Consider the following 21,487-nt stretch of genomic DNA (forward strand, 5'->3'; position numbering starts at 1 on the left):
CTCGGGTGACTCCCGAATCACACCGGCCGCAGATCGCCGCCGTGCGCGGCGGTCCGGCCGACGACGCGCATCCCGACCTGCTGCTCGCCGAGCCCGACGAGGAGCTGGCCGCCGAGGCGCTGGCCCGCTTCGAGAACGCGGGCGTACGGACCGTCGTCTGTCACGACGGCGCCGAGGCCCTCATGCAGGTCGGCACCCTCCACCCGCGCGCGGTGCTGCTCGGAGCCCCACTCCCGGTGGTCAACGCGGCGCGGGTGACCGAGCTGATCGCTAGGCTTCACCCGGTGCCGGTCCTCGTGGGAGCCGGACCAGAGGGGGCCGAGGAGGCGACGGCCGCGGTGGCGGCCGGCGCTATCGCTTTCGTGGCCCGCCCCTACCGGGCAGAGGAGATCGTCCCGCTCCTCAAGTCGGACCGCGGGGGCGGTGACGACTCGGCCCGGCCTCTGGTGGTGGGTGACATAGAGCTTGATCCGGCGGGATTTCACGTCTATGTCCGCGGGCGCTCGCTGCAACTGCCGGTGCGGGAATTCATGCTGCTGCGGTATCTGATGGAGCACGCCAACCGGGTCGTCTCACGTGCGGAACTGACCCAGTCTCTGTGGGGAACGGACCACCTCGATAGCAACACCCTCACCGTCCACGTGCGGCGCGTGCGCCACAAATTGATGGACGAGGGCGGAAGTTGCTGCACCATCGACGCGATCCGCGGCATGGGCTATCGCCTGGAGTGCCGGGCTGCGGGGAGCACGGCCGCGTCATCGCGCCCGATGCCCACCTCGTGACTGGCAACGCCGGTCGACACAGAGAGGTGGCCACCAGTTGTCGGGCCCTGCGGGAGTGCTGTCAGAACCTGGTGTACCGGGCAGCCAGGCAGTCTTCACACAAGCCGAGATCGTCCTCTGAGGCGGGTATGTACGTGTTCAGGCAGTCGCTGCACTCGGCCAGTGCGTCGAAGTCTGTGCCACACGAGAAGCACAGCGAGCGGCGTTCCTCGGGTGCCTGGACAACGCGCGCCCCGTCGACCAACAACGCGTGCTCACTACAGTTCGGGCACTGCTGAACGTTGCTGTCCATATTGACGTCGTAGGTCATCACGTAGTCGGTGAGCGCATGATTCGGGTCGTCCCAAGTGGTGTGGCAGAAGCGGCACGACAAGGCCTTGGGACTCTCGCCGACCACGAGGGTGGCTTCGCCGCAGATGCAGCACTCCAGGGTGCGGTGCTGGTCGTCCTTTAGTTCGTCAGCCAGTCGCTTGAGGCGTGCGTCGATGAACGACTGGATTGTGCGGACCTTGTCTCCGACTTGGTTCAGATGGGTGCTGACCGAAGCGGTCTCTTCCCCGGACAGGGCAGGCAAGAGCTCGTCGTGCACGAACGCAATGAGGAAGTCCAGGACTTGGGCCGCGCGGCTCTCGACTGCACGGGCGTTCACTGTGAGGCCGTAGTGCTGGAGAGCATTACGCCAGTGGGACAGGATGGCCAAACTCTTGGCCGACTTGTCACCCACGGTCACGCCAGCGATGCCTCTGAGGCGGTCGATGGCGCCGGCAGTCGTGCAACTGTCGAAGTCGCCAGCCTCGAACTTCTTACGGATCGCGAGGCCGGGTTCCTTGACGACGAGGCTCCAGTGTTCGAGCTGAAGGCGGGCCTTGAGTAGGACCTCGGCCGCGGCTTGGAGGTGCAGGACGGCGTACTTCAGGTCTCGAGGGCCAGGCTGTTCGGCGGCAGTGAGGTGGTCGACGACGCTGAGAAGGTAGTCGACGCCGTTCTGTACCGGTGGGAAGTCCACCTCATGGGCGGATGGCGCCGCGGCGTTCGACTCGCTGCCCGGATGCGGGGTCGTCTGCATGGTTCCTGTGCTGTCTGCGCTAGCTGTCAAGGTCTCAATCCCTACCGCACGGGGCTTCGCCCGTCCGCGACGGCGAGGGGCAACGTCGAGTCTGCCGCACTGCATCAAGCTGACGTACAAGAGTTCCCCGGAGCATTTGTGACTCACGAACACGGATCCCTGACGGAAGCGCGTTCTCGCCGCCTCCGGCCTACTGGCTGCATGGCGACACCAGCCATCGGCCGGTTCACTTCAGCCCGTGCTCCCGCACCCACGCCTGCGCGGCGACCTGCACCGCATCCCACGGCGACCCCAGGGGCGGGGTGTAGGAGAGGTCGAGGTCGCTGACCTCGTCCACGTCCATGCCGTGGAACAGCGCGGTCGCGTACGTGTCGACGCGCTAGGAGATCTCCGCACCGCGCCGACCGACGAGTTGGGTGCCGAGCAGCAGTCCGTTGCCGCTGTCACCAGTGATGCGAGCGGCGATCTGGGTGGCGCCCGGGTAGTACGCCTTGTGGTCGTCCGGGCTGGAGGAGGTGGTCGCCGGACTCCAGCCGCGCTCGGCGGCCAGCACCTCGTGCTCCCGCAGCCCCGTGCGCGCCGCTACCAGGTCGAAGACCTTCACGACCTGCGTGCCCAGACTGCCCGCGAAGCTGCGCTGTCCACCCAGCGCGTTCTCGCCGGCGACTCGGCCCTGCTTGTGCGCGGTGGTGCCCAGCGGCACCCACGTCGCGCCGAGCAGCCGGTGATGAGTGACGACGCAGTCCCCGGCGGCGTACACACCGGGCAGCGACGTACGCATCCGCTCGTCGACCGCGATCGCGCCCTTGAAGCCGAGTTCGGCGCCCGCCTCCGCGGCGAGGGTGGTGTCGGGTCGTACGCCAACCACGACCAGGACGAGGTCGGTGAGCCGGATCAGCTCCAAACCGTCCTCTCCGACGGCTGCCACGCGCAGCCGGTCATCGGCGTCGCGTGAGATGGCCCGGACGGTGGTGTTGGTCAGTACGTCGACGCCATGATCGACCAGCTCGTCGCGTACCAGTGCGCCGAGTTCGGCGTCGACAGTCGGCAGGACTTCGGGCAGCGCCTCGATCTGTGTGACGGCGATGCCGCGTGTGGTGAGTGCTTCGGCCATCTCCAGACCGATGTAACCGGCTCCGATGATCACGGCGTTGGCAGGGCGCCGCTCGACGAGCGACTGCTCCAGCTCGAAGGTGTCGCCCATGCTGTGCAGCAGATGCACACCGTCCTTGGGACGCAGGCTCTCCAGCCCCTCGATGGGCGGCCGCACACTGATGGCCCCCGTCCCCACGACCAGCGCGTCATACGCCAGTTCCTCGCTCCGCCCGTCTGCGTCCCGCACAGTGAGCCACTTCCCGGCCGGATCGATGTGCGTGGCACGGGTGTTGACCCGCACGTCCATACCGGTGGGGGCCAGATCGTCGGAGGTGCGGTGTGCGAGGTCGCTCTAGTGGGGCACTTCACCGGATACGTATTAAGGGATGCCGCAGATCGAGAAGTTGGGGGTAGGCGTCGGCCACCACTACGGTGACCTCATTGTCCGGGTCGAGTTCCCGGGCCCGAAGCGCGGTGCTGATTCCGGCGTCGCTCCCGCCGATGGCGATCACACGAGTCAGGCTGCCGAACCTAGGCTCACCCCTGTGCCGGAGCAACTCATACCTGGGCCGGCGCGGTGGGCAACAGCTCGCGCACCAGTGCGGCTATGCGTACGGCCAATCCGTCCCGCACCGCACGAGCGCTCTCGATGTCCAGACCGGCCAGGTCTGGCAGATCCCAGTCGAGATAGCGGCGCCCCGGTCGCACGGGGCACGCGTCACCGCACCCCAGGGTCACCACCACGTCGGCGGCCGTGACGACCTCGGCGGTCAGCGGCTTCGGGAACTCCCCGCCCACGCCCAGCCCTTGCTCGCCAAGGAGCCACAACACCACCGGGGCGATCTCCGTACCCGGCTCGGACCCGGCGCTGAGCACGCGGATCCCATCGCCTGCCCGGTGGCGCATCAGAGCAGCGGCCAACTGAGACCGCCCCGCGTTCTCCGTACACACGAACAGCACCTCGGGCACCGGCTTCGGCGAAAGCCCTCGGCCCCGTGCCAGCGCACCGAGCCGCTGATCGGCGAACCGCTCGACCAGTACCGGCAGATGGTGCCCCACACGGGACTTTGCCGAGAGCTGCCAGGAGCACTCCTCGACGTAGCTCTCGACCGTTTCCCGCGAGAACGACCTGCTGTACCGCGCGGCCAGGCGGGCCGTGATGCGTTCCAGTACGGGACCGAGATCCCGCAGCGGCGGAGTGCGGCGGCCAAGTGGGGCCAGCTCATCCATGCGGCAGATCCTCCTCCGGGATCGATCCTCCCCCACCTCGGAGGATAGTTACTTGTCTATGTTCTGCATAGGCGGAAGCGAAGGTGAACGGTGGGTGAACAAGGTCCCAGCTGTGGTCTCGACCACATGGGGCCCACTTGACCGGCGCTTATGGTGAATAGATGGCCATCACTGCATTGAGCGCATCGGAGACGACGCCGGACGACGCGGCAGCAGAAACGTGCACTCCAGCTCTCGCATGCCTGCTGATCGACCGCGATGAGGCCGAACGGCTTGCGGCGGCGTTGAAGGCCATCGCCGACCCCACGCGTCTGCAGATCCTCCGCCTGATCGAACGCGCGCCGAGCGGCGAGGCGTGTGTATGCGACCTCGCTGACTGCCTGGGATTCCGGCAGCCGACGGTCAGCCATCACCTGAAGATCATGACCGAGGCAGGCATCCTCGACCGTGAACGCCGGGGCACCTGGTCCTGGTACTCGCTGAATCACGAAGGTCTGCGCAGGGTCCGCGAAATCCTTGAGCCTGTGACTGTCTGACCTACCGCCGCAGCGCCGGTGCGCAGGATCGAGGCTTCGCGGTCAGCGTTGGAAGTCGATCCCGAATTGGTGGAGGAGGCCGTCGGCGAGCTCGTGGGCGCACGACCGCAGGGTCTCGTCGTCGGCGTTGGGGGCCAGCTCGGTGGATGAGGGCAGCAGGTGCCTCGGGTGCCGCGCCCCCTCGGCTGGTGCCGACATGCCGAATTCGCGTTCGAACGGGACGATGCGCCGGTTCGTGTGGGCTGTTGGCACCGCGGCGGTGATCTCGACAGCGGTGTCAGGAGCACGATGCAGACGGTGGGTATCGGCCAGGGTGACAGCTTCCTGGGCGACAGCACCCAGTTCCCCCGTGTCGACAGCGATGTCGTCTCCAGCAGCCAGGCGCGTACTCAAGTCCACTCCGACCACGACTGCCCCGTCGTGATGGAGCTCGACTAGAACGCCCCGCTTCCCGGAGCTGAGGCTGCGGTAGTCAGAGGTAAGAAAGTTGCTCCCGGTCCACCGGCGTAGACCGACACGCAAATCGTCAGCCAGACGGCCAGATAGGACCGTTGGCCGACCAGTGGCACCCCCGACCCGAACGGCCTTCCTGATCGCCAGCTGAAGCACCTCTCTGGCCTCAGCCTGGAGCGGCCGCGGCACCAGGTGAGGGACGGGGCGGGTGAGCTGGGTGACGATGACCAACCAAGCGTGGGCCTCCGGCGATTCACTCAAGACGATCTCTGTTGCCTGTACGAGGCGTTCCTTGAGGAGTGCATCGGCGGTGACCCGGCGGGTGAAGCGGTCCTGGTAGGCGCGGGCAACCTGGTGCTCGGTCATGTAGAAGGTGTCGTCGTTGATCCGGTACGGCGCGTTGAAGGTGACCCGGTCCTTGTCCTTCTGCTCCCAGCCGTACTGAAAGTGCGGCGCCATCTCGCTAGGCGGGATATCGACGACCAGGAAGTCTGGACCGCCGCCGCCCGGGGCAGGCAATTCGATGAAGTCGACGCCGGAGATGTAGGGCTGGATGCCGTTGCGCACGGCACTGAGCATCTGCTTCTTGTCGACCATCGCCAAGTCGACGCCGACCAGCTCAATCTGGTCGCTGACGCCGTACACGAGCAGCCCGCCGCGAGTGTTCGCCATGGCGGCGACGTCCTTGGCAAACTCGTTCCAGATCCCTGGCTTTGGCGCGAAGCTCGGCAGCTTTTCCTTCCAGTCGAGGTCGTCCTTCTCGTCCAACCTGTCTGCCACGGCGGCGGTGACCATGTCGTACGAGAGAGGACCAGGAGGTTGACCGAGCTGCTCGTGCAGCCGAGTCCAAGAGCGCGCCATTGCGCCACTTTAGAGGTGGATGCCATCCAGGCGCGGGCAAATTGGCGCGCCCCAAATGCTGAAGCCTCACCGGCGCGGCCCACCGCTTGCTGTATTACCGGCCGCCTGCGGCCAGTTCGACCAGCCGCTCCGTGCCGATGGGCGGAGCCGCCGTCCATGGAAGGACTGCTGTGCGCTCGGCGTGCTCCGTGGTGACCTCGGTGAGGTAGCGGCATTCGGCGTCGGCCTTGGCCGCGAGGAGGGGGTCGACTGGTGAGGCGACGGCGAGGCTCTGGTTCACCACCCAGGCGAACGGTTTGATGCCTGCCCGGTTGAGGTCGGCCTGCAAGGCTGCGGCCTCGTGCACCGGAGTCGCTTCCGGCAGTGTCACCAGCAGAATCCGGGTGTAGTCCGGATCGGTCAGCCGGTTAAGGAGCTCCATGGCTTCCGCGGGCGGCGTCTGCCCCGTCTGCTGGGACAGTTGCCGCTGGTAGTCCCGGGAGGCGTCGAGCAGCAGGAGCGTGTGTCCGGTGGGGGCGGTGTCGACCACGACGAACCGGTCGGCGGCTTCGGCCACAGTGCGGGCGAAGGCGTAGAAGACCGCGATCTCCTCGGTGCACGGGGAGTCCAGGTCCTCGGCCATCAGCCTGAGGGCGTCCTCGTCCAGGCTCGTACTGGCCTGTGCCAGCACGGCGGCGGTGTAGGCCGCGGTTTCGGCGGCGGGGTCGATGCGGGTGATCCGCATGTTCGCGCTCCCGGCGCCCGCGATCATCTCGACATGGGCCGCCGGGTCGGTGGTGGTCAGCGTGACCGGATGTCCGCGGCGGGCGAGGTCGGCAGCAACCGCGGCGGCCACGGTGGTCTTGCCGACCCCGCCTTTGCCCATCGTCATCACCAGGCCGCTGCCGCCGTCGGCGATCTCGTCCACCAGCGGGCCAAGCCCCGTGGTCTCGACTCCCGGGGCGTGCGTAGCAGTGAGCGGCTCAGCGGCCGTCTGCGGGGCGAGCATGGCGCGCAGTGCGGAGAGCCCGATGGGCGGGACGGCCAGCAGTGGCACTCGGTCCACCTCGGTGATGTCGGCCAGGCCGGAGGGCAGCTGGGCCAGCGCCTCCTCTGCGCGCCGCTGCCAGGCGACCGCCAGGGGGTCGTCCTGGCGCTCGGCGGTGAACACGCCGTTGATGACCAGGCGCTGGTGGCCGATGCCGAGGGCACGTAGCTCCGAGGCGGTGCGCCCCGCCTCCTCCAGGGGGCCGGTATCGGGGCGGGTGACCAGGACAACGGTGGTGCGCGCCGGGTCGGCGAGCGCCTCCATCGCCTGGGCGTACCGCTGCTGCTGTGCGCCCAACTCGGCCAGCGGTCCGATGCAGGAGGCGCCGCCGGGGTTGGTGATCAGGAAGTCGGACCACGCGGCCGGCAGGCTGAGCAGCCGGATGGTGTGTCCGGTCGGCGCGGTGTCGAAGACGACGTGATCGAACCGGGTCGCGATCTCCGGGTCGGTCAGCAGCGCGACGAACTCGTTGAAGGCGGCGATCTCGACGGTGCACGCTCCGGAGAGCTGCTCCTCGATCTGGGCGATCGCCGAGGCGGGGAGGGCCGCTCGGTAGGGTCCGACGACCTTCTCGCGGTACTGCGCTGCGGCGGCGGCTGGGTCGATGTTCATCGCGTACAGCCCTGGCACGCCGGGGACGGGTGTGGGTTCCTGTCCGGCCTCGGCTCCCAGGACCTCGTTGAGGTTGGAGGCCGGGTCGGTGCTGACCAGGAGCACCTTGCGGCCGGCGTCGGCAAGACCGACGGCGGCCGCCGAGGAGGTCGACGTCTTGCCGACACCGCCCTTGCCGGTGAAGAACAGATACGGCGTCGCGGTGGCGCGCAGGCCACCGAGAACAGCGGACGGTGCGGCGAGGGTCATGTCAGCAGCCCTCCGGGCCGCAGCAGCCGCCGTCGGCGCCGGAGTCCTGGATCATCATGAGGCCAGGACGTTCCGTGGGCGCACCGGTCCACTCGGCCAGTTCCACGCGGGTGGGGTACCGGCCTGAGCAGCGCACGACGCCGTCGACGAGGACGGCGGGCAGTGCGTCGTCGCCCTTCTCCTTCAGGAGCGAGTTCACCTGGGAGTCCGCGACGAACTTGCCGGGGTCGGTCGACAGCCCGAAGCGGTTCACTTCGACACCGGCGGTGCCGAGCCACTCGATGTCAGCGGCGAACTGGGTCAGCGCCGGGTCGACCGACGGTCCGCAGACACCGGTGGAACAGCACATCGCCGGGTCGTACACCTCGACAGCGGACATTCATGGCTCCTTCGTGAGATGGGCCGCCCCGGTGGTGAGGGATCAGCCGCTTCGGCATGCGTCATCCAAGTCTGTTGCATGCCTGGGTGGGGGAGTGAGGGGCCCTGGAGACCCCTCCTTGAAGCTGCGGTCAGCCGAGGAAGTGCTTGAGGTCGCGCTCGAGTGCGGCCTTCGGCTTGGCGCCGACGATGGTCTTGGCGACCTCGCCGCCAACGTAGACGTTCATGGTCGGGATCGACATGACGCCGTACTTGGCGGCGGTGGCCGGGTTCTCGTCGATGTTGAGCTTGACGATCTCGATCTGCTCGCCATGCTCGGCCGCGATGGCTTCGAGGGACGGGGCGAGCTGGCGGCAGGGGCCGCACCAGGCCGCCCAGAAGTCGACGAGGACGGGCTTGTCGCTCTTGAGGACGTCCGCTTCGAAGGAATCGTCGGTCACGTTCTTGAGAGCCATGAGGGCCTCCTGGTGTGTCGGGTCGATCAGACCGCGGCCGCAGCCATGGCCGGCTCGGCGGTCTTCTCGGTGTCGGCGAGGGCGGCGAGGTAGCGCTCGGCGTCCAGGGCGGCCGCACAGCCGGAACCAGCGGCGGTGATGGCCTGGCGGTAGGTGTGGTCGACGACATCGCCCGCACCGAAGACGCCGGGGATGTTCGTACGGGTGGAGGGGGACTCGACCTTGAGGTAACCCTCGTCGTCCAACTCCAGTTGGCCCTTGAAGAGTTCGGTGCGCGGGTCGTGACCGATCGCGATGAACAGGCCCGTCGCGTCCAGGTCCCGGGTTTTCCCGGTGATGGTGTCGCGGAGCACGACCCCTGCGAGCATGCCTTTCTCTTCCTTGATCTCGGCGATCTCACTGTCGAAGGCGAAGGAGATCTTGTCATCGGCGAACGCGCGATTCTGCATGACCTGGGAGGCCCGCAGAGCCGAGCGTCGGTGGACGACGGTCACCGACTTGGCGAACCGGGTGAGGAAGGTGGCCTCCTCCATCGCCGTGTCCCCGCCGCCGACCACGACGATGTCGCGGTCACGGAAGAAGAAGCCGTCGCAGGTCGCGCACCAGGAGACACCGCGGCCCGAGAGCGCGTCCTCGTTCGGCAGGCCGAGCTTGCGGTAGCCGGAGCCGGTCGAGACGATCACGGCCTTCGCCCGGTGGACGGTGCCCTCGCTGTCGGTGAGCTCCTTGATGTCGCCGGTCAGGTCGACGGACACGATGTCGTCGTCGATCATCACGGCGCCGAAGCGCTCGGCCTGGGCCCGCATGTTCTCCATGAGGACCGGGCCGTCGATGCCTTCGGGGAACCCGGGGAAGTTCTCCACCTCAGTAGTGGTGGTGAGCGCTCCGCCGACGAAGATCGAACTGCCGAAGACGACGGGCTTCAGCTGGGCGCGCGCCGCGTACATCGCAGCGGTGTAGCCGGAAGGGCCGGAACCGATGACGATGACGTTGTGTATGTCGGTGTCGGTGCTCATGCCGTCTTCTCCGGGGCGATCTCAGCGATCAGACCCTCGACCATGGCCTTGATCTCATCGCGGATCGGGCGGACGGCCTCGACACCCTGGCCTGCCGGGTCCTCGAGCTTCCAGTCGAGGTAGCGCTTGCCGGGGAAGACGGGGCAGGTGTCGCCGCAGCCCATCGTGATGCAGACGTCCGACTCCTTGACAGCGTCGACCGTCAGAATCTTGGGGGTCTCGGCGGAGATGTCGATACCGACCTCGCGCATGGCCTCGACGGCGGCCGGGTTAACGGCGTCGCCCGGGTTGGAGCCGGCCGAGCGGACCTCGACGCGGTCACCCGCCAGGTGCGTCAGCCAGGCCGCGGCCATCTGGGAACGGCCGGCGTTGTGGACACAGACGAACAGGACGGAGGGCTTCTCAGACATCAGAGGTCTCTCTTGTCTCGCGGTCTCGCGGATCTACGCGACGAAGTCAGGCTCGATTGATATCAGCACCCGGTGGCATCACCGTGAACTGATGTGACAGTATCAGTCCATGATGACGTCAGCCAACACTGACCTGATCCGGGTGATTGCCGACCCGCTCAGGCTTCAGATCGTGACCCTGCTCGCCCACGAGACCCTCTGTACGAGCCATCTCGTGGAGGAGACGGGCGCCCGGCAGACGAACCTCTCCAACCATCTGCGCGTACTGCGCGAGGCGGGCGTGGTGGAGACCGAGCCGTGCGGCCGCTTCACCTACTACAAGCTCCACCCCGAGGTCCTCGACGGCCTCGCGGGGATGTTCGGCGACCTCGCCGAGACCGCGCGCACGACCATCGAGACCGACCGAAAGCGAGCCTGCTGATGACCGCGACCGAACCCGGCACCACCTCACCGCCCCAGGGCGGTGAGGATGCCTCGATCGTCGCCAAGCTGTCCACACTCGACCGCTATCTCGCGGTGTGGATCCTCATCGCGATGGGCGTCGGCCTGGGCCTCGGGCGCTTGATCCCGGGCCTGAACGACACGCTCGCCAAGGTCGAGATCGGGGGCATCTCCCTGCCGATCGCGATCGGCCTGCTGATCATGATGTACCCGGTCCTGGCGAAGGTCCGCTACGACAAGCTCGACGCCGTCACCGGCGACCGCAAGCTGATGGCGTCGTCGCTGGTCATCAACTGGATCGTCGGCCCGGCCGTCATGTTCGCGCTTGCCTGGATCTTCCTGCCCGACCTGCCCGAATACCGCACCGGCCTGATCATCGTCGGTCTCGCCCGCTGTATCGCCATGGTCATCATCTGGAACGACCTCGCCTGCGGCGACCGTGAAGCGGCGGCCGTCCTGGTCGCGCTGAACTCGGTCTTCCAGGTCATCGCGTTCGGCCTGCTGGGTTGGTTCTACCTCGACCTGCTCCCGGGCTGGCTGGGCCTGGGCGACGGCGAGCACCTCGACATCTCCATGTGGAAGATCGCACTGAACGTCGTCATCTTCCTCGGCGTTCCACTCCTCGCCGGCTTCCTCACCCGCCGCATCGGCGAGAAGAAGCTCGGCCGCGAGAAGTACGAGTCCAACTTCCTTCCCAAGATCGGTCCTTGGGCGCTCTACGGGCTGCTCTTCACGATCGTCATCCTCTTCGCCCTGCAGGGCAAGACGATCACCTCGCAGCCGGTGGACGTCGTCCGGATCGCGCTGCCGCTGCTCGTGTACTTCGCGGTGATGTTCTTCGGCACCTTCCTGCTGGGCAAGGGCCTCGGTCTCGCCTACGACCGCACTACGACGCTCGCGTTCACTGCGGCGGGCAACAACTTCGAGCTGGCCATCGCCGTCGCCATCGCCACCTTCGGCGTGACGTCCGGCCAGGCCCTCTCCGGCGTCGTCGGTCCGCTCATCGAGGTCCCCGTTCTGATCGGGCTCGTGTACGTCGCGCTGGCCTGGCGGAAGAAGTTCGCCGCGTCCGCGATCACGACACCCAGTAGTCACAACGCTGAGTAAGGAGTACTGATGCACTGCCTCGACTGCCGAGAGCGGGCGACGACCAGCACGGCCGTCGGCGTCTGCCACGACTGCGGAGCCGCCGTCTGCGAGACGCACGCGCGCGTGGACGCACGGCCTGTTCGGCGCGGGACGGTGCTCGGTGCTCCGGACGAAGCCGTGGCACGCACCGTGCGCTGCCCCAAGTGCGCGGAGGCACGAGCGGCGTGACACAGCACGCTGACGTGGTGGTGATCGGCGGCGGCCAGTCCGGGCTCGCCGCCGGCTACTACCTGCGCCGCCTGGGCCTGGACTTCGTCATCCTCGATGCGGGGTCCGAGCCGGGCGGCGCGTGGCAGCACGCCTGGGACTCTCTCCACCTGTTCTCCCCGGCAGCCTTCTCGTCCCTGCCGGGCCGCCCCATGCCCGTACAGAGCGGCGAGATGTACCCGGACGCCGGTCACGTCGTCCACTACCTGGCCGACTACGAGCAGCGGTACGGACTCCCGGTCGTGCGGCCGGTGTCCGTGCGCGGCGTCCACCGCGACGGGGCCTTCCTGCGGGTGGAGGGCGACACCGGCACCTGGCTGGCCCGCGCCGTCATCAGCGCGACCGGCACCTGGTGGCGGCCTTTCCTTCCCGCTGTCCCAGGTCGGGACGTCTTCGGGGGCCGCCAACTGCACACCGTCGAGTACCGCACACCGCGCGACTTCGCCGGGCAGCGCGTTGTCGTGGTCGGAGGCGGCAACTCGGGCGCGCAGATCGCCGCCGATCTCGCGTATGACACCGAGCTGACCTGGGTCACCCAGCGTCCACCGCGCTTCCTCGCCGACAACATCGACGGCCGCGCCCTGTTCGACGCGGCGACCGCCCGCCGCCGAGCCCTCGAAGAGGGCCGCAGCGACACGGGCGGCGTGGCCTCCCTGGGCGACATCGTCGCCGTACCGCCGGTGCGCGAGGCCCGCGACGCGGGGCTCCTCAAGGCGTCACCGATGTTCACCCGCCTCACGCCGCATGGCGTGCAGTGGGCCGACGGCACCCTCGCCGAGGCCGAAGCGGTCATCTGGTGCACGGGCTTCCGCCCCGCCCTCTCCCACCTGGCCCCGCTCCAACTCCGAGGCTCACGCGGCCACATCCCCACCACTGGGACGCGCGCCATCGACGAACCTCGACTCCATCTCCTCGGCTATGGCGACTGGACGGGGCCCGCCTCCGCCACCCTCATCGGCGTCGGCCGCCCGGCCCGCGATGCCACCCGAGAAATCGCCGAACTGCTCACGCCGTAGAGCTGATCCGCGTACGCCACGATCCGTCAGGAGAGCGTGCGCACCACGTGACGCACCTGGTCCGCGAGGGACCTCGGCAGTGGAGCGTAGTGAATCCGGGAGAGGTGCTTCTGCCCCTCCTCGCTCGCGGTGTACGTCAGGAAGGACTTGAGGGCGGGCAGGGTCTCCTTCTGGTTGCCCTTGTCGCACACGATCTCGTACGTGACCAAGGAGATCGGATAGGCGCCAGGCGCAGAGGTCCGATAGCGGAACTTCAGGGTCATGTCCTTGCCCCTGCCAGCGACTTGGGCCGCAGCGATACCGTCTGATGCGGTCTGGGGTGTCGGGACGACGGGCTCGGGCGCCCCCGTGTCGATGCTGACGGTCTTGATATGGCTGGCCGCGGCGAAGGACAGCTCGAAGTATCCGATCGCGCCAAATCCCGAGGTCACCTCCGAGGCGACACCGCTCGACCCGCTGGCGGATTCACCGCCCCTGCCCTGCCAGGACTTCTCTGCCGGATACGACCACACCTCAGGGGCGGCGCCCGCGAGGTACGCCTGGAAGTTCTGCGTAGTGCCTGAGTCGTCCGACCGGTGCACGGGCCGCACTGGAATCGACGGCAGCTTGGCGCCGGGGTTCAGCTCCTGGATCTCAGGGTCGTCCCACCTGGTGATCCGCTTGTCGAAGATCTTGGCAAGGGTCGGTGCGTCCAGGACGAGGTCGTCCACGCCGGGCACGTCGTACCCGATCGCGATAGGACCACCCACCATCGGCAGGTCGATCGCTCTGCCGCCCGGGCACACTTCCTTCGACTGCTGGATCTGATCGGGCTTCAGCGCGCTGTCGGAGCCGCCGAATGCGGTCGCACCCCGCAGGAACTGGGCGCCGCCGGCTCCGGAGCCGAGCGGGTTGTAGGCGATCTGCACGCCGGGGCAGGCGCGTTGGTACTGCTTGATCCAGTACTTCATCGCGTTCTGCTGGGCGGTCGACCCGGATCCGGAAACCTGGCCCTTCTTCACGCAATCGATCCCGGCGACGGCAGCATGGTCGGCGGACGCGCGGCCCTCACCGCCGTCGTCGTCCTCGCCGAAGCCCGCCAACCCGCAACCGGCCAGCGACAGCACGGTCGCCAGTGAGATCGCAGCGATCGATCCGATGCCTTGATACGTACGTCTTGGGCGTGCGCTCCGCACCGTTGTCCCCCTCGGGATGCCGCGAATGGAACATAGATGCTCGCCGATTAATGAAGTCGAAGGGTGGCGTCAAGGCGAACATCGAGCGACGCGCTGCGGTACGGGGGGCAAGGGGAGGCCCCGGCTTCAGCGGGCGACGGTGAGTACACCTGCCAGGACGGTCAGCGCCTGCGGGGCGACCTTGTAGTAGACCCAGGTGCCGCGCCGCTCCGAAGTGAGCAGGCCCGCATCCCTGAGCTTCTTCAGGTGGTGGCTGACCGTCGGCTGGGACACGCCGACGTCGGAGATGTCGCACACGCACGCCTCGCCGCCCGCGTGCGAGGCGACCTTCGAGAACAGGCGGAGCCGCACCGGATCGCCGAGCGCCTTGAACATCGCCGAGATCCGCTCGGCGTCCGGCGCGGACAGTTCCTTCTCGACCACGGGAGGGCAGCACACCATGCCGCCGTCGGTCACGACGGGGGTGAGCTCCAGCACCTTTATATTCGACATACGTCTATGTTGACACTCGTCTATGTAGATGGCAAGCTCGGCCCCATCACGCCGCATCGATAGATGTCGAATCAGGGAGGCCGTCATGGCCATACGTATCCGCACGCTGCTGAGCGACACCAGTGCCCGCATCGCCGCCCGCCACCTGGCCCGCACCAGCTTCTGCGACAGCTGCTCGCAGGTCTGCGACGCCGCCTGCCGCTCCACCGCCCACCGGCGCCGCACGGAGCTTTCGGTCACTCACTTCAGTCCGCTCCGCTGACCCGCCACCCCGGCGCTCCCGTTTCACCTTCGCCCGCCCAGCCATACGCAACATCCGTGCATGAGGAGACAGCAGTCATGAGTGAGCAGCAGCTTCCGGTAGTCGTCATCGGTGCGGGCCCCATTGGCCTGGCCGCCGCCGCGCACCTGGTCGACCGCGGCCTGGAACCGCTGGTCCTGGAGGCCGGCCCGTCCGCGGGCGCGGCGGTGCGTGAGTGGTCGCACGTGCGGCTGTTCTCGACCTGGGCCGAGGTTGTGGACCCGGCGGCGGAGAAGCTCCTGGCCCCGATGGGCTGGGTGAAGCCGGACGGTGCGACGTATCCCTCCGGTGGCGACTGGGCCTCCCGCTACCTTCAGCCGCTCGCGGACGTGCTCGGCGACAAGGTCCGCTTCGGCGCCCGGGTCACCGGTGTCTCCCGCGTCGGCCGTGACCGTGTCGTCGACGCCGAACGCGAGCAGCAGCTCTTCACCGTCCACGTGGTGAACGCCGACGGGACGGAGCAGCGGCTCACGGCCCGCGCGGTGATCGATGCCTCCGGCACATGGAGCACTCCCAGTCCGGCGGGCGGCGACGGCCTCCCCGCCCTCGGCGAGAAGGCCGCCGCCGAGCACATCTCGTACCGCGTCCCGGACTTCAAGGACCCTGCCGTACGGGCCCGCTACGCGGGCAAGCGCACCGCGGTCGTCGGCTCCGGCGCCTCGGCCTTCACCGCCCTCGCGTACCTGGCAGACCTGGCGAAGGAGGCCCCCGGCACACACGCCGTGTGGATCCTGCGACGCGGCATCGGCGGCTCGACCTTCGGCGGCGGCGAGTCCGACCAGCTCCCCGCGCGCGGCGCCCTCGGCCTGCGAGCCAAGGCCGCCGTCGACGACGGATACGCCAGCGCGGTCACCGGCTTCCGCACCCAGGCCGTGGAACGCGACGCGGAGCAGCTCGTCCTGGTCGGGGAAGACGGCCGCCGCCTCGACCCCATCGATGAAGCCATCGTCCTCACCGGCTTCCGCCCCGACACCTCGGTCCTGGCCGAACTGCGCCTGAACCTGGACGAGCGCCTTGAGGCCCCGGTCGAACTCGCACCGCTGATCGACCCCAACGTCCACTCCTGCGGCACCGTGTACCCCCACGGCGCGAAGGAGCTCGCACACCCCGAGCAGGACGTGTACGTCGTCGGCATGAAGAGCTACGGCCGCGCGCCCACCTTCCTCGCCATGACCGGATACGAGCAGGTCCGCTCGATCACCGCGGCGCTCGCAGGCGACCAAGACGCCGCCGAGCGCGTGGAGTTGACGCTCCCCGAAAGCGGCGTCTGCGGCGGGGCCGGACTGTTCGACGAGCCCGAGAGCGCGGAGGAGTCCGGCGGGGGCTGCTGCGCCACCCCGGCCGTGGTGCAGCTCGGCGTCGGCGCGCCAATCACCTCCGGCGGTTGCTGACCACCGTGTCCCGCACCGACGCAGACGCAGACGCGGCCGCGACCGGAACACCGGACCGCTCGCGGCCGCGCGCTGTTCTGCCCGCGCTGTGCGCCACCCAGATCACCAGCTGGGGCATCGTCTACTACGCCTTCCCCGTCCTGAACTCCCACATCACCGCCGACACGGGATGGTCGACGGCGGCCACAACCGCAGCCTTCTCAGGGGCCCTTCTCGTATCCGCCGCCGCTGGAATACCCGTGGGGCGCGCCCTCGATCGCCGCGGCCCGCACATGGTGATGACCGCGGGCTCGGTCATTGCCGTGACGGCTGTACTGGCCATCGCGGCCGCCCCGAACCTGGCGGCCTTCGTCGCGGCCTGGCTGCTCGCCGGGGTAGCCATGGCGGCCACCTTCTACCACCCGGCGTTCGCTGCCCTCACCCGGTGGTGGGGCCCGCACCGCGTGCGCGCCCTCACCGTGGTGACCCTCGCGGGCGGCCTTGCCTCCACCGTCTTCGCCCCGCTGACCGCTGTCCTGGCGGACCACCTGAGCTGGCGTGCGACCTACGCAGTCCTCGCCGCGATCCTCGCCCTCATCACGATCCCCGCCCACGCCCTCGCACTGCGCGCACCCTGGCCACCGGCGCCACCACAACCCGACCATCTGACGGCCGAAGGGCACCGCAGCATCGCGCGCGGGCGCCCCTTCCTCTTGCTCGCCGCCGCCTTCACCCTGTCGGGATTCGCCGTGTACGGGGTCGTCATCGGCCTCGTACCACTCCTGACGGAACGTGGCGCAGATCCGACAACGGCAGCCTGGGCCCTGGGACTTGGCGGAGCCGGACAGACCCTGGGCCGCACCCTCTACGCCACCCTCGCCCGCCGCACGGGCGTTGCCACCCGCACCGCCGCGCTGCTCGCAGCCGGCGGGGCCACCACACTGGCGCTCGGCCTCGTCCCAGGCCCCATCCCGCTCCTCATCCTCCTGGCCGTCCTGGCCGGCATCGTCCGAGGCAACCTCACCCTCCTCCAGGCAACCGCCATCACCGACCGCTGGGGCACCACCCACTACGGCCGCCTGTCCGGACTCCTGGCCGCCCCGGCGACCGTCGCCGCAGCACTGGCACCCTGGGCCGGAGCGAGCCTGGCCCAACAACTGGGCGGCTACGCCGAGTTGTTCACCGTGCTCTCCGTGACCTCGCTCGCCGCAGCGCTCCTGGCGGTCGGCTCCGCCAGCCTCCAGCGCAACCGAGAGGCCGAGTCTCAGATTCGCTAGCGCCCACTCCGCACATAGCGGTGCTGCCGATCTTGGGGGCCCGAGCCCAGGGGGTCGCTCTGGGAGGAACACAGGTCTGCCGCAACGCGTACGTCCCTGCTGCGTCTCTTCTATGCGCGTTTCCTGCCATTTCCGAACGCCAGCCGCCATATGGCCTCGGTCGACGGTCGAGTTGGAACACGAGGGGTGCGGGTGTTGTGAGAGGGCGGGAGGATGGGCGGGTGCTGTCCCGGGTCCGGGGTCTGACTCAGGTGTTGTTTGACCGTGGTGTCTTGGTGTCACAGTGTCGGCTGTTGGCCGGGGACGGTGCGTTGTCGGTGCCGGGCCGGCGGGGTGTGTCCCGATAGGGGCCTGCCGATCATTGTGGCGTCCTCACGTTTCTGACCGCCTGACGCAGCCCGGTACCGGCAACGCGACGCGCAGTCGGACCGGAAGGGGAACAGGCATGTCCGGATCGACCATGCGCACAAAGATCACGTCGAATACGCCGTCTGCTCCGTAGATCCGTCGTCGTCGCCCTGCGGGGGATGTGGTGCTGGGAGTGGACACGCACCAGGATGCCCATGTGGCTGCGGTGCTCTCCTTGACAGCGACAGTGCTCGCCGTCGGCGAGTTCCCGGCCACCGCGGCGGGATACCGCGATCTGCTGAAGTGGGCCAGGAATTGGGGAGCCCTGAGGCGACCCGAAAGGTCTTCCACCTGGTCATACAGTTACAGCCAGGACCCCGGTCATAGGGGCTGTGACAGCTTCTGCGTGCCCTCGGCGTCATCTTCCACAACGCCCGCTGAGTCGGCGTCCGGCCGCAAGACAGCATCCGAGGGCTGAAGACCTCGAACGCACCCAGCTCCGTCCCCTTACGACATGGTCGGCTATTGAGTGGATCAGCTCATGACATGGCTAAAGGCACCTCCACTGAGCCTCCGCCAACTTGACGCCGCAGGTCAAAGGGCTGGTGTGACCGGTTCGCGAGAGGCTCACGCTGGTCGTCGACGGCTGTCTGCGGAGTAGATCGTCTGACGAGTTGTCCCGGGAGCGGATCAAGTGTCAGGCCAGGCTATTGAGCTTTGAAGGTAGTGGTCGGGCAGGGTGGAAGGATGCCTGAGTCGTTTTTGCGGCGAGGGCGTCGGACGCGACCGCTCCGGGGAATGCCTGCCAAAGCCTGCGTGAGCCGCAGCTACGCACCCACCTCCGGCGAACCGCGCACCCGGTGACAGCACCGGATGGGGGAAGCGCGGGTGCGCCTGACTCCCGGCATCTGAACGAGAGTCTGTACCGAGTACGCCACGCGCCGTCGGTGAGCGGTAACGTGGCCGGACCGGTCGGCTCAGGCGGGGAGCGGCAGGCCGGCGGCGTGGAACAGCCGGTCACGGGAGGCCGTGGCCTCGTCGAAGACGGCGTCCCCGGCCTTCAGCACACCGTTCTCCTTCAGGACCTCACCCGCCACCATGACCAGGTCGACGTTGCCGGCGTGGCCGCCCGCGACGATCGTGGCGGCGAAGTCCGTGGCGGGCAGCGTGTTGGTGTGGTCGAGGCGGATCATGATCAGGTCGGCCTCCTTGCCGGGGGTCAGACTGCCGGTGCGGTTGTCGATGCCCGCGGCCCGTGCGCCCTCGATGGTCGCGAAGGACAGCAGGTCGGCGGCGTCGAAGGTCGGCAGCCCGGGGACGCGGTCCATGGGCCCGGCCGCGCCGGCGAGGATCAGCTGCTGGTAGGCGAGCGTTGCCCGCATGACGCCGAACATGTCACCGCTCACGATCGTTTCGGTGTCCACGCTGAGGCTCGGCCGGACACCGGCGGCCAGCAGCCGGTTGGTGGCCGGCTGGCCGAGGCCCGGCATGAAGACCTCCAGGGCGCCGGCCACGGACGCGGTGGCCCCGTGCGCCGCCAGCATCCTCAACTCGTCGTCGGTCGAGGTGCACAGGTGGATGAACGTCATGTCCGAGGCGAGCAGCCCCGACTCCTCCAGCTGCCGTACGGCCTGCTGCTGCGAGCCCCACTCACCGAGCCCCACGTGCATGCTGATCCGCAGGCCCAGCTCCCGGGCCAGCCGGATGTCGTGCGCGGAGACGTCGGGGGTGGACAGCTCCGGTCCGCGAAGCATCGCGTTCAGCGTGACCCGCGCCGAATCGTCGGACAGCACCTCGTCGCGGATGCGCTGGATGTCGGCGGGATGGGTGCGATCGCTGCCGAACTGCCACTGCTCGGCCTCCGTCGACGGCCAGCCGTGGTCGAAGACGGCGCGGATGCCCGACTCCCAGTGCGCCGCGATCGCCGCGTCCGAATGCTCGGGGCTGTTGCTGATGTGGGACTCGTCCCGCACGGTCGTCACCCCGGAGTCGAGGGACATCAGGTCCGCCGCCAGGTTGCCGACGTGGACGTCCCGAGGCTCGAAGTGCTGGCCGAGGCCGATCTGTACGTTGCGGCGGTACTCCTCGTAGGTCCAGGCGGGGCCCAGGTTGCGCAGTGCCCCCTGCCAGTTGTGGCGGTGGGTGTCGATGAAGCCGGGCAGCACGGCGTTCCCCGTGCCGTCGACGACCCGGGCCCGGTCGTCGGACAGCTCCCGGCCGACTTCGACGATCCTGCCGTCGGCGACGAGGACGTCGCCCACGAAGTTGCCGAGCTTGTCGTCCTGCGTCATCAGGTACGCGCCCTTGATCAGGATGCGTTCCTTGTTCTGTGGCTGGTTGTGGGACATCTGTTGTTCCTTCCGTGCCGCGGGCAGCACTGTGTTGCTTGTCCGTTGAGAAAGAGACGGTGGGTCAGGTCCGCGCCCGGTCCGGACACGGACGTGGATCACTTGCCGGTGGTGCCACGTGGGCGCCGGGAGGCGATCCAGACAGCGACGAAGGTGAGCAACGCCCCGAAAACGGTGAGGACGGAGGGGGACTGGCCGCCGGAGGGTGCCAGGAAGTCCAGGGCGATCGAACTGGCCAGCTGTCCCGCGATCGAGGCCATGCTCAGCAGCAGGACACCGATCCGGCGTACGAGAAATGCCGAGGCGCCGATGAACACCATGCCGCACAGGCCGCCGAGGTAGACCCACCAGCTGGTGGGCAGCGGATGCCCCGACGTTCCCTGGACGAGAGTCTTCACGCCCCAGGCGGCGGTGAGAAACACCGCTCCGACGAAGAAGTTGAGCCAGGTCGCGGCGAGCGGCGACCCCGACGCGGCGGTCGACGCACCGTTCAGGGCCTGCTGCACGCCGAGCATGCAGCCGGCGGCTATCGCGGCGAGGGCTGGCAGGACGATGGTGGCTGGCGCTGGGGTGTCGGCGAAGCGGGGCAGCGCGGACACGACTGCGGCCACCAGGATGACGGCCGCTCCCGTGAGCCGGGCGGCGCCCGGGTGTTGTCTCAAGCCGCCGCCGATGCCCTGGGCGTCCACGATCAGACCGGCGAGGGTCTGACCGGCGATGGCCGACACGGTGAACACGGCGATGCCGGTGATCAGCGCGGCGGTGGACTGGGCCAGCGCGAACGTGCCGCCCAGTACACCGGCCAGCAGATATCGGCGGGGAAGCCGGCCGTCCCTGGCGGCCTCGGCCATTCGGCGCAGCGCGCCACGCAGTCCGGAGGAGAAGACCGCAACGAGGGACAGCAGGACGAATCCACCCGAGAAGCTGATCGCCGCTGCGGCGATACCGTCATCGAGGTGCTGGCTCAGTTCGCCGTTGAGCCGGGCCTGTATCGGTACCACCATTCCGGCGGCGATGGCCGCCGCGACGGCCAGGAAACCGCCGCGGGCCGCGGACGGGCGGGAGTGCCCCGGTGACGGCGGACCGGATCCGGCAGGACGGCGGTCTGACGCAGGCGGTGCGGTGGGTATGGTCATGTCGAAGCCCTTCAGTAAGGCAGGAAGGGGGCGGCCGGACAGGGCCTTGTGTCCGGC

The 21,487-nt window shown here is 68.5% G+C and carries 23 protein-coding genes; 9 read left to right on the forward strand and 14 right to left on the reverse strand.

Going from position 1 to position 21,487, the window contains the following annotated elements:
- Positions 1-5: 5 nt before the first annotated feature.
- Entirely contained in the window at positions 6-782 is a 777-nt protein-coding gene (locus E5671_RS36190) for a winged helix-turn-helix domain-containing protein (RefSeq protein WP_160508061.1), read from the forward strand.
- Positions 783-843: 61 nt separating this feature from the next.
- Here the strand turns inward: E5671_RS36190 and E5671_RS36195 are convergent, their stop codons facing one another.
- The 4 genes from E5671_RS36195 to E5671_RS36205 all read right to left on the reverse strand — a co-directional run bounded on the left by E5671_RS36195 (position 844) and on the right by E5671_RS36205 (position 4,173).
- The gene (locus E5671_RS36195) at positions 844-1,848 is read right to left on the reverse strand and encodes a hypothetical protein (protein WP_160508063.1); all 1,005 of its coding nucleotides are present in this window, start codon (positions 1,846-1,848) and stop codon (positions 844-846) included.
- A 379-nt stretch (positions 1,849-2,227) separates the two neighbouring features.
- Positions 2,228-3,244: an NAD(P)/FAD-dependent oxidoreductase gene (locus E5671_RS36200; protein WP_336605948.1), complete on the reverse strand. Its 1,017-nt coding sequence runs from the start codon at positions 3,242-3,244 to the stop codon at positions 2,228-2,230.
- Between the two features lie 64 nt (positions 3,245-3,308).
- On the reverse strand, positions 3,309-3,455 hold the full coding sequence (locus E5671_RS46605) for a hypothetical protein (RefSeq protein WP_237330311.1): 147 nt from the start codon (positions 3,453-3,455) through the stop codon (positions 3,309-3,311).
- Between the two features lie 46 nt (positions 3,456-3,501).
- The gene (locus E5671_RS36205; RefSeq protein WP_160508064.1) at positions 3,502-4,173 is read right to left on the reverse strand and encodes an arsenate reductase/protein-tyrosine-phosphatase family protein; all 672 of its coding nucleotides are present in this window, start codon (positions 4,171-4,173) and stop codon (positions 3,502-3,504) included.
- Between the two features lie 161 nt (positions 4,174-4,334).
- On the opposite strand from E5671_RS36205, the gene E5671_RS36210 reads away from it, so the two are divergent.
- Positions 4,335-4,709, forward strand: coding sequence for an ArsR/SmtB family transcription factor (locus E5671_RS36210; protein ID WP_160508066.1), 375 nt, complete (start codon positions 4,335-4,337; stop codon positions 4,707-4,709).
- Positions 4,710-4,751: 42 nt separating this feature from the next.
- Here the strand turns inward: E5671_RS36210 and E5671_RS36215 are convergent, their stop codons facing one another.
- The 6 genes from E5671_RS36215 to E5671_RS36240 form a co-directional block, all read right to left on the reverse strand.
- Positions 4,752-5,957 (reverse strand): AlbA family DNA-binding domain-containing protein, encoded by a 1,206-nt coding sequence (locus tag E5671_RS36215; protein WP_160508068.1) that lies wholly within the window; start codon positions 5,955-5,957, stop codon positions 4,752-4,754.
- A 160-nt stretch (positions 5,958-6,117) separates the two neighbouring features.
- Positions 6,118-7,911, reverse strand: coding sequence for an arsenical pump-driving ATPase (arsA, locus tag E5671_RS36220; RefSeq protein WP_160508070.1), 1,794 nt, complete (start codon positions 7,909-7,911; stop codon positions 6,118-6,120).
- Between the two features lies 1 nt (position 7,912).
- Positions 7,913-8,290 carry an arsenite efflux transporter metallochaperone ArsD gene (gene arsD, locus E5671_RS36225; RefSeq protein WP_160508072.1) on the reverse strand — a complete coding sequence of 126 codons (378 nt, stop codon included), beginning with the start codon at positions 8,288-8,290 and terminating at the stop codon, positions 7,913-7,915.
- A gap of 130 nt (positions 8,291-8,420) precedes the next feature.
- Complete coding sequence (gene trxA / locus E5671_RS36230; protein ID WP_160508074.1) at positions 8,421-8,744, reverse strand: thioredoxin; 324 nt, start codon at positions 8,742-8,744, stop codon at positions 8,421-8,423.
- Between the two features lie 26 nt (positions 8,745-8,770).
- A complete protein-coding gene (gene trxB / locus E5671_RS36235; protein WP_160508077.1) occupies positions 8,771-9,760 on the reverse strand; it encodes a thioredoxin-disulfide reductase in 990 nt (329 codons plus the stop codon).
- Entirely contained in the window at positions 9,757-10,170 is a 414-nt protein-coding gene (locus tag E5671_RS36240; RefSeq protein WP_160508079.1) for an arsenate reductase ArsC, read from the reverse strand. The genes trxB and E5671_RS36240 overlap by 4 nt, the downstream gene beginning before the upstream one ends.
- A 109-nt stretch (positions 10,171-10,279) precedes the next feature.
- Between E5671_RS36240 and E5671_RS36245 the strand changes: the two genes are divergently transcribed.
- The 4 genes from E5671_RS36245 to E5671_RS36260 are packed head-to-tail and all read left to right on the forward strand — an operon-like array spanning position 10,280 to position 12,983.
- Positions 10,280-10,591, forward strand: coding sequence for an ArsR/SmtB family transcription factor (locus E5671_RS36245; protein ID WP_160508081.1), 312 nt, complete (start codon positions 10,280-10,282; stop codon positions 10,589-10,591).
- Positions 10,591-11,718: an ACR3 family arsenite efflux transporter gene (arsB, locus tag E5671_RS36250; protein WP_160508083.1), complete on the forward strand. Its 1,128-nt coding sequence runs from the start codon at positions 10,591-10,593 to the stop codon at positions 11,716-11,718. The genes E5671_RS36245 and arsB overlap by 1 nt, the downstream gene beginning before the upstream one ends.
- 9 nt (positions 11,719-11,727) lie before the next feature.
- Positions 11,728-11,928 (forward strand): DUF2180 family protein, encoded by a 201-nt coding sequence (locus E5671_RS36255; RefSeq protein WP_160508085.1) that lies wholly within the window; start codon positions 11,728-11,730, stop codon positions 11,926-11,928.
- Complete coding sequence (locus E5671_RS36260; RefSeq protein ID WP_160508086.1) at positions 11,925-12,983, forward strand: ArsO family NAD(P)H-dependent flavin-containing monooxygenase; 1,059 nt, start codon at positions 11,925-11,927, stop codon at positions 12,981-12,983. Before E5671_RS36255 ends, E5671_RS36260 begins: the two co-directional genes overlap by 4 nt.
- 26 nt (positions 12,984-13,009) lie before the next feature.
- Here E5671_RS36260 and pstS read toward each other — a convergent pair whose 3' ends face one another.
- On the reverse strand, positions 13,010-14,089 hold the full coding sequence (pstS, locus tag E5671_RS36265) for a phosphate ABC transporter substrate-binding protein PstS (protein WP_336605949.1): 1,080 nt from the start codon (positions 14,087-14,089) through the stop codon (positions 13,010-13,012).
- Positions 14,090-14,284: 195 nt separating this feature from the next.
- A complete protein-coding gene (locus E5671_RS36270) occupies positions 14,285-14,650 on the reverse strand; it encodes an ArsR/SmtB family transcription factor (protein ID WP_160508088.1) in 366 nt (121 codons plus the stop codon).
- Positions 14,651-14,735: 85 nt separating this feature from the next.
- Here E5671_RS36270 and E5671_RS45575 point away from each other — a divergent pair, with 85 nt between their 5' ends.
- From E5671_RS45575 to E5671_RS36280, 3 genes are all read left to right on the forward strand, one after another.
- Positions 14,736-14,912, forward strand: a complete 177-nt coding sequence (locus E5671_RS45575) for a hypothetical protein (RefSeq protein WP_202121398.1) — start codon at positions 14,736-14,738, stop codon at positions 14,910-14,912.
- A gap of 77 nt (positions 14,913-14,989) precedes the next feature.
- Positions 14,990-16,342 (forward strand): NAD(P)-binding domain-containing protein, encoded by a 1,353-nt coding sequence (locus tag E5671_RS36275; RefSeq protein ID WP_160508090.1) that lies wholly within the window; start codon positions 14,990-14,992, stop codon positions 16,340-16,342.
- Between the two features lie 5 nt (positions 16,343-16,347).
- Entirely contained in the window at positions 16,348-17,598 is a 1,251-nt protein-coding gene (locus E5671_RS36280) for an MFS transporter (RefSeq protein ID WP_336605950.1), read from the forward strand.
- Positions 17,599-18,923: 1,325 nt separating this feature from the next.
- Here the strand turns inward: E5671_RS36280 and E5671_RS36285 are convergent.
- Together E5671_RS36285 and E5671_RS36290 are read right to left on the reverse strand one after the other, a co-directional pair.
- On the reverse strand, positions 18,924-20,294 hold the full coding sequence (locus E5671_RS36285; protein WP_160508092.1) for an amidohydrolase family protein: 1,371 nt from the start codon (positions 20,292-20,294) through the stop codon (positions 18,924-18,926).
- Positions 20,295-20,392: 98 nt separating this feature from the next.
- Positions 20,393-21,430: a DMT family transporter gene (locus E5671_RS36290; RefSeq protein WP_160508094.1), complete on the reverse strand. Its 1,038-nt coding sequence runs from the start codon at positions 21,428-21,430 to the stop codon at positions 20,393-20,395.
- Positions 21,431-21,487: the final 57 nt, after the last annotated feature.

The organism is Streptomyces sp. BA2 (genome assembly GCF_009769735.1).
Taxonomy (GTDB): domain Bacteria; phylum Actinomycetota; class Actinomycetes; order Streptomycetales; family Streptomycetaceae; genus Streptomyces.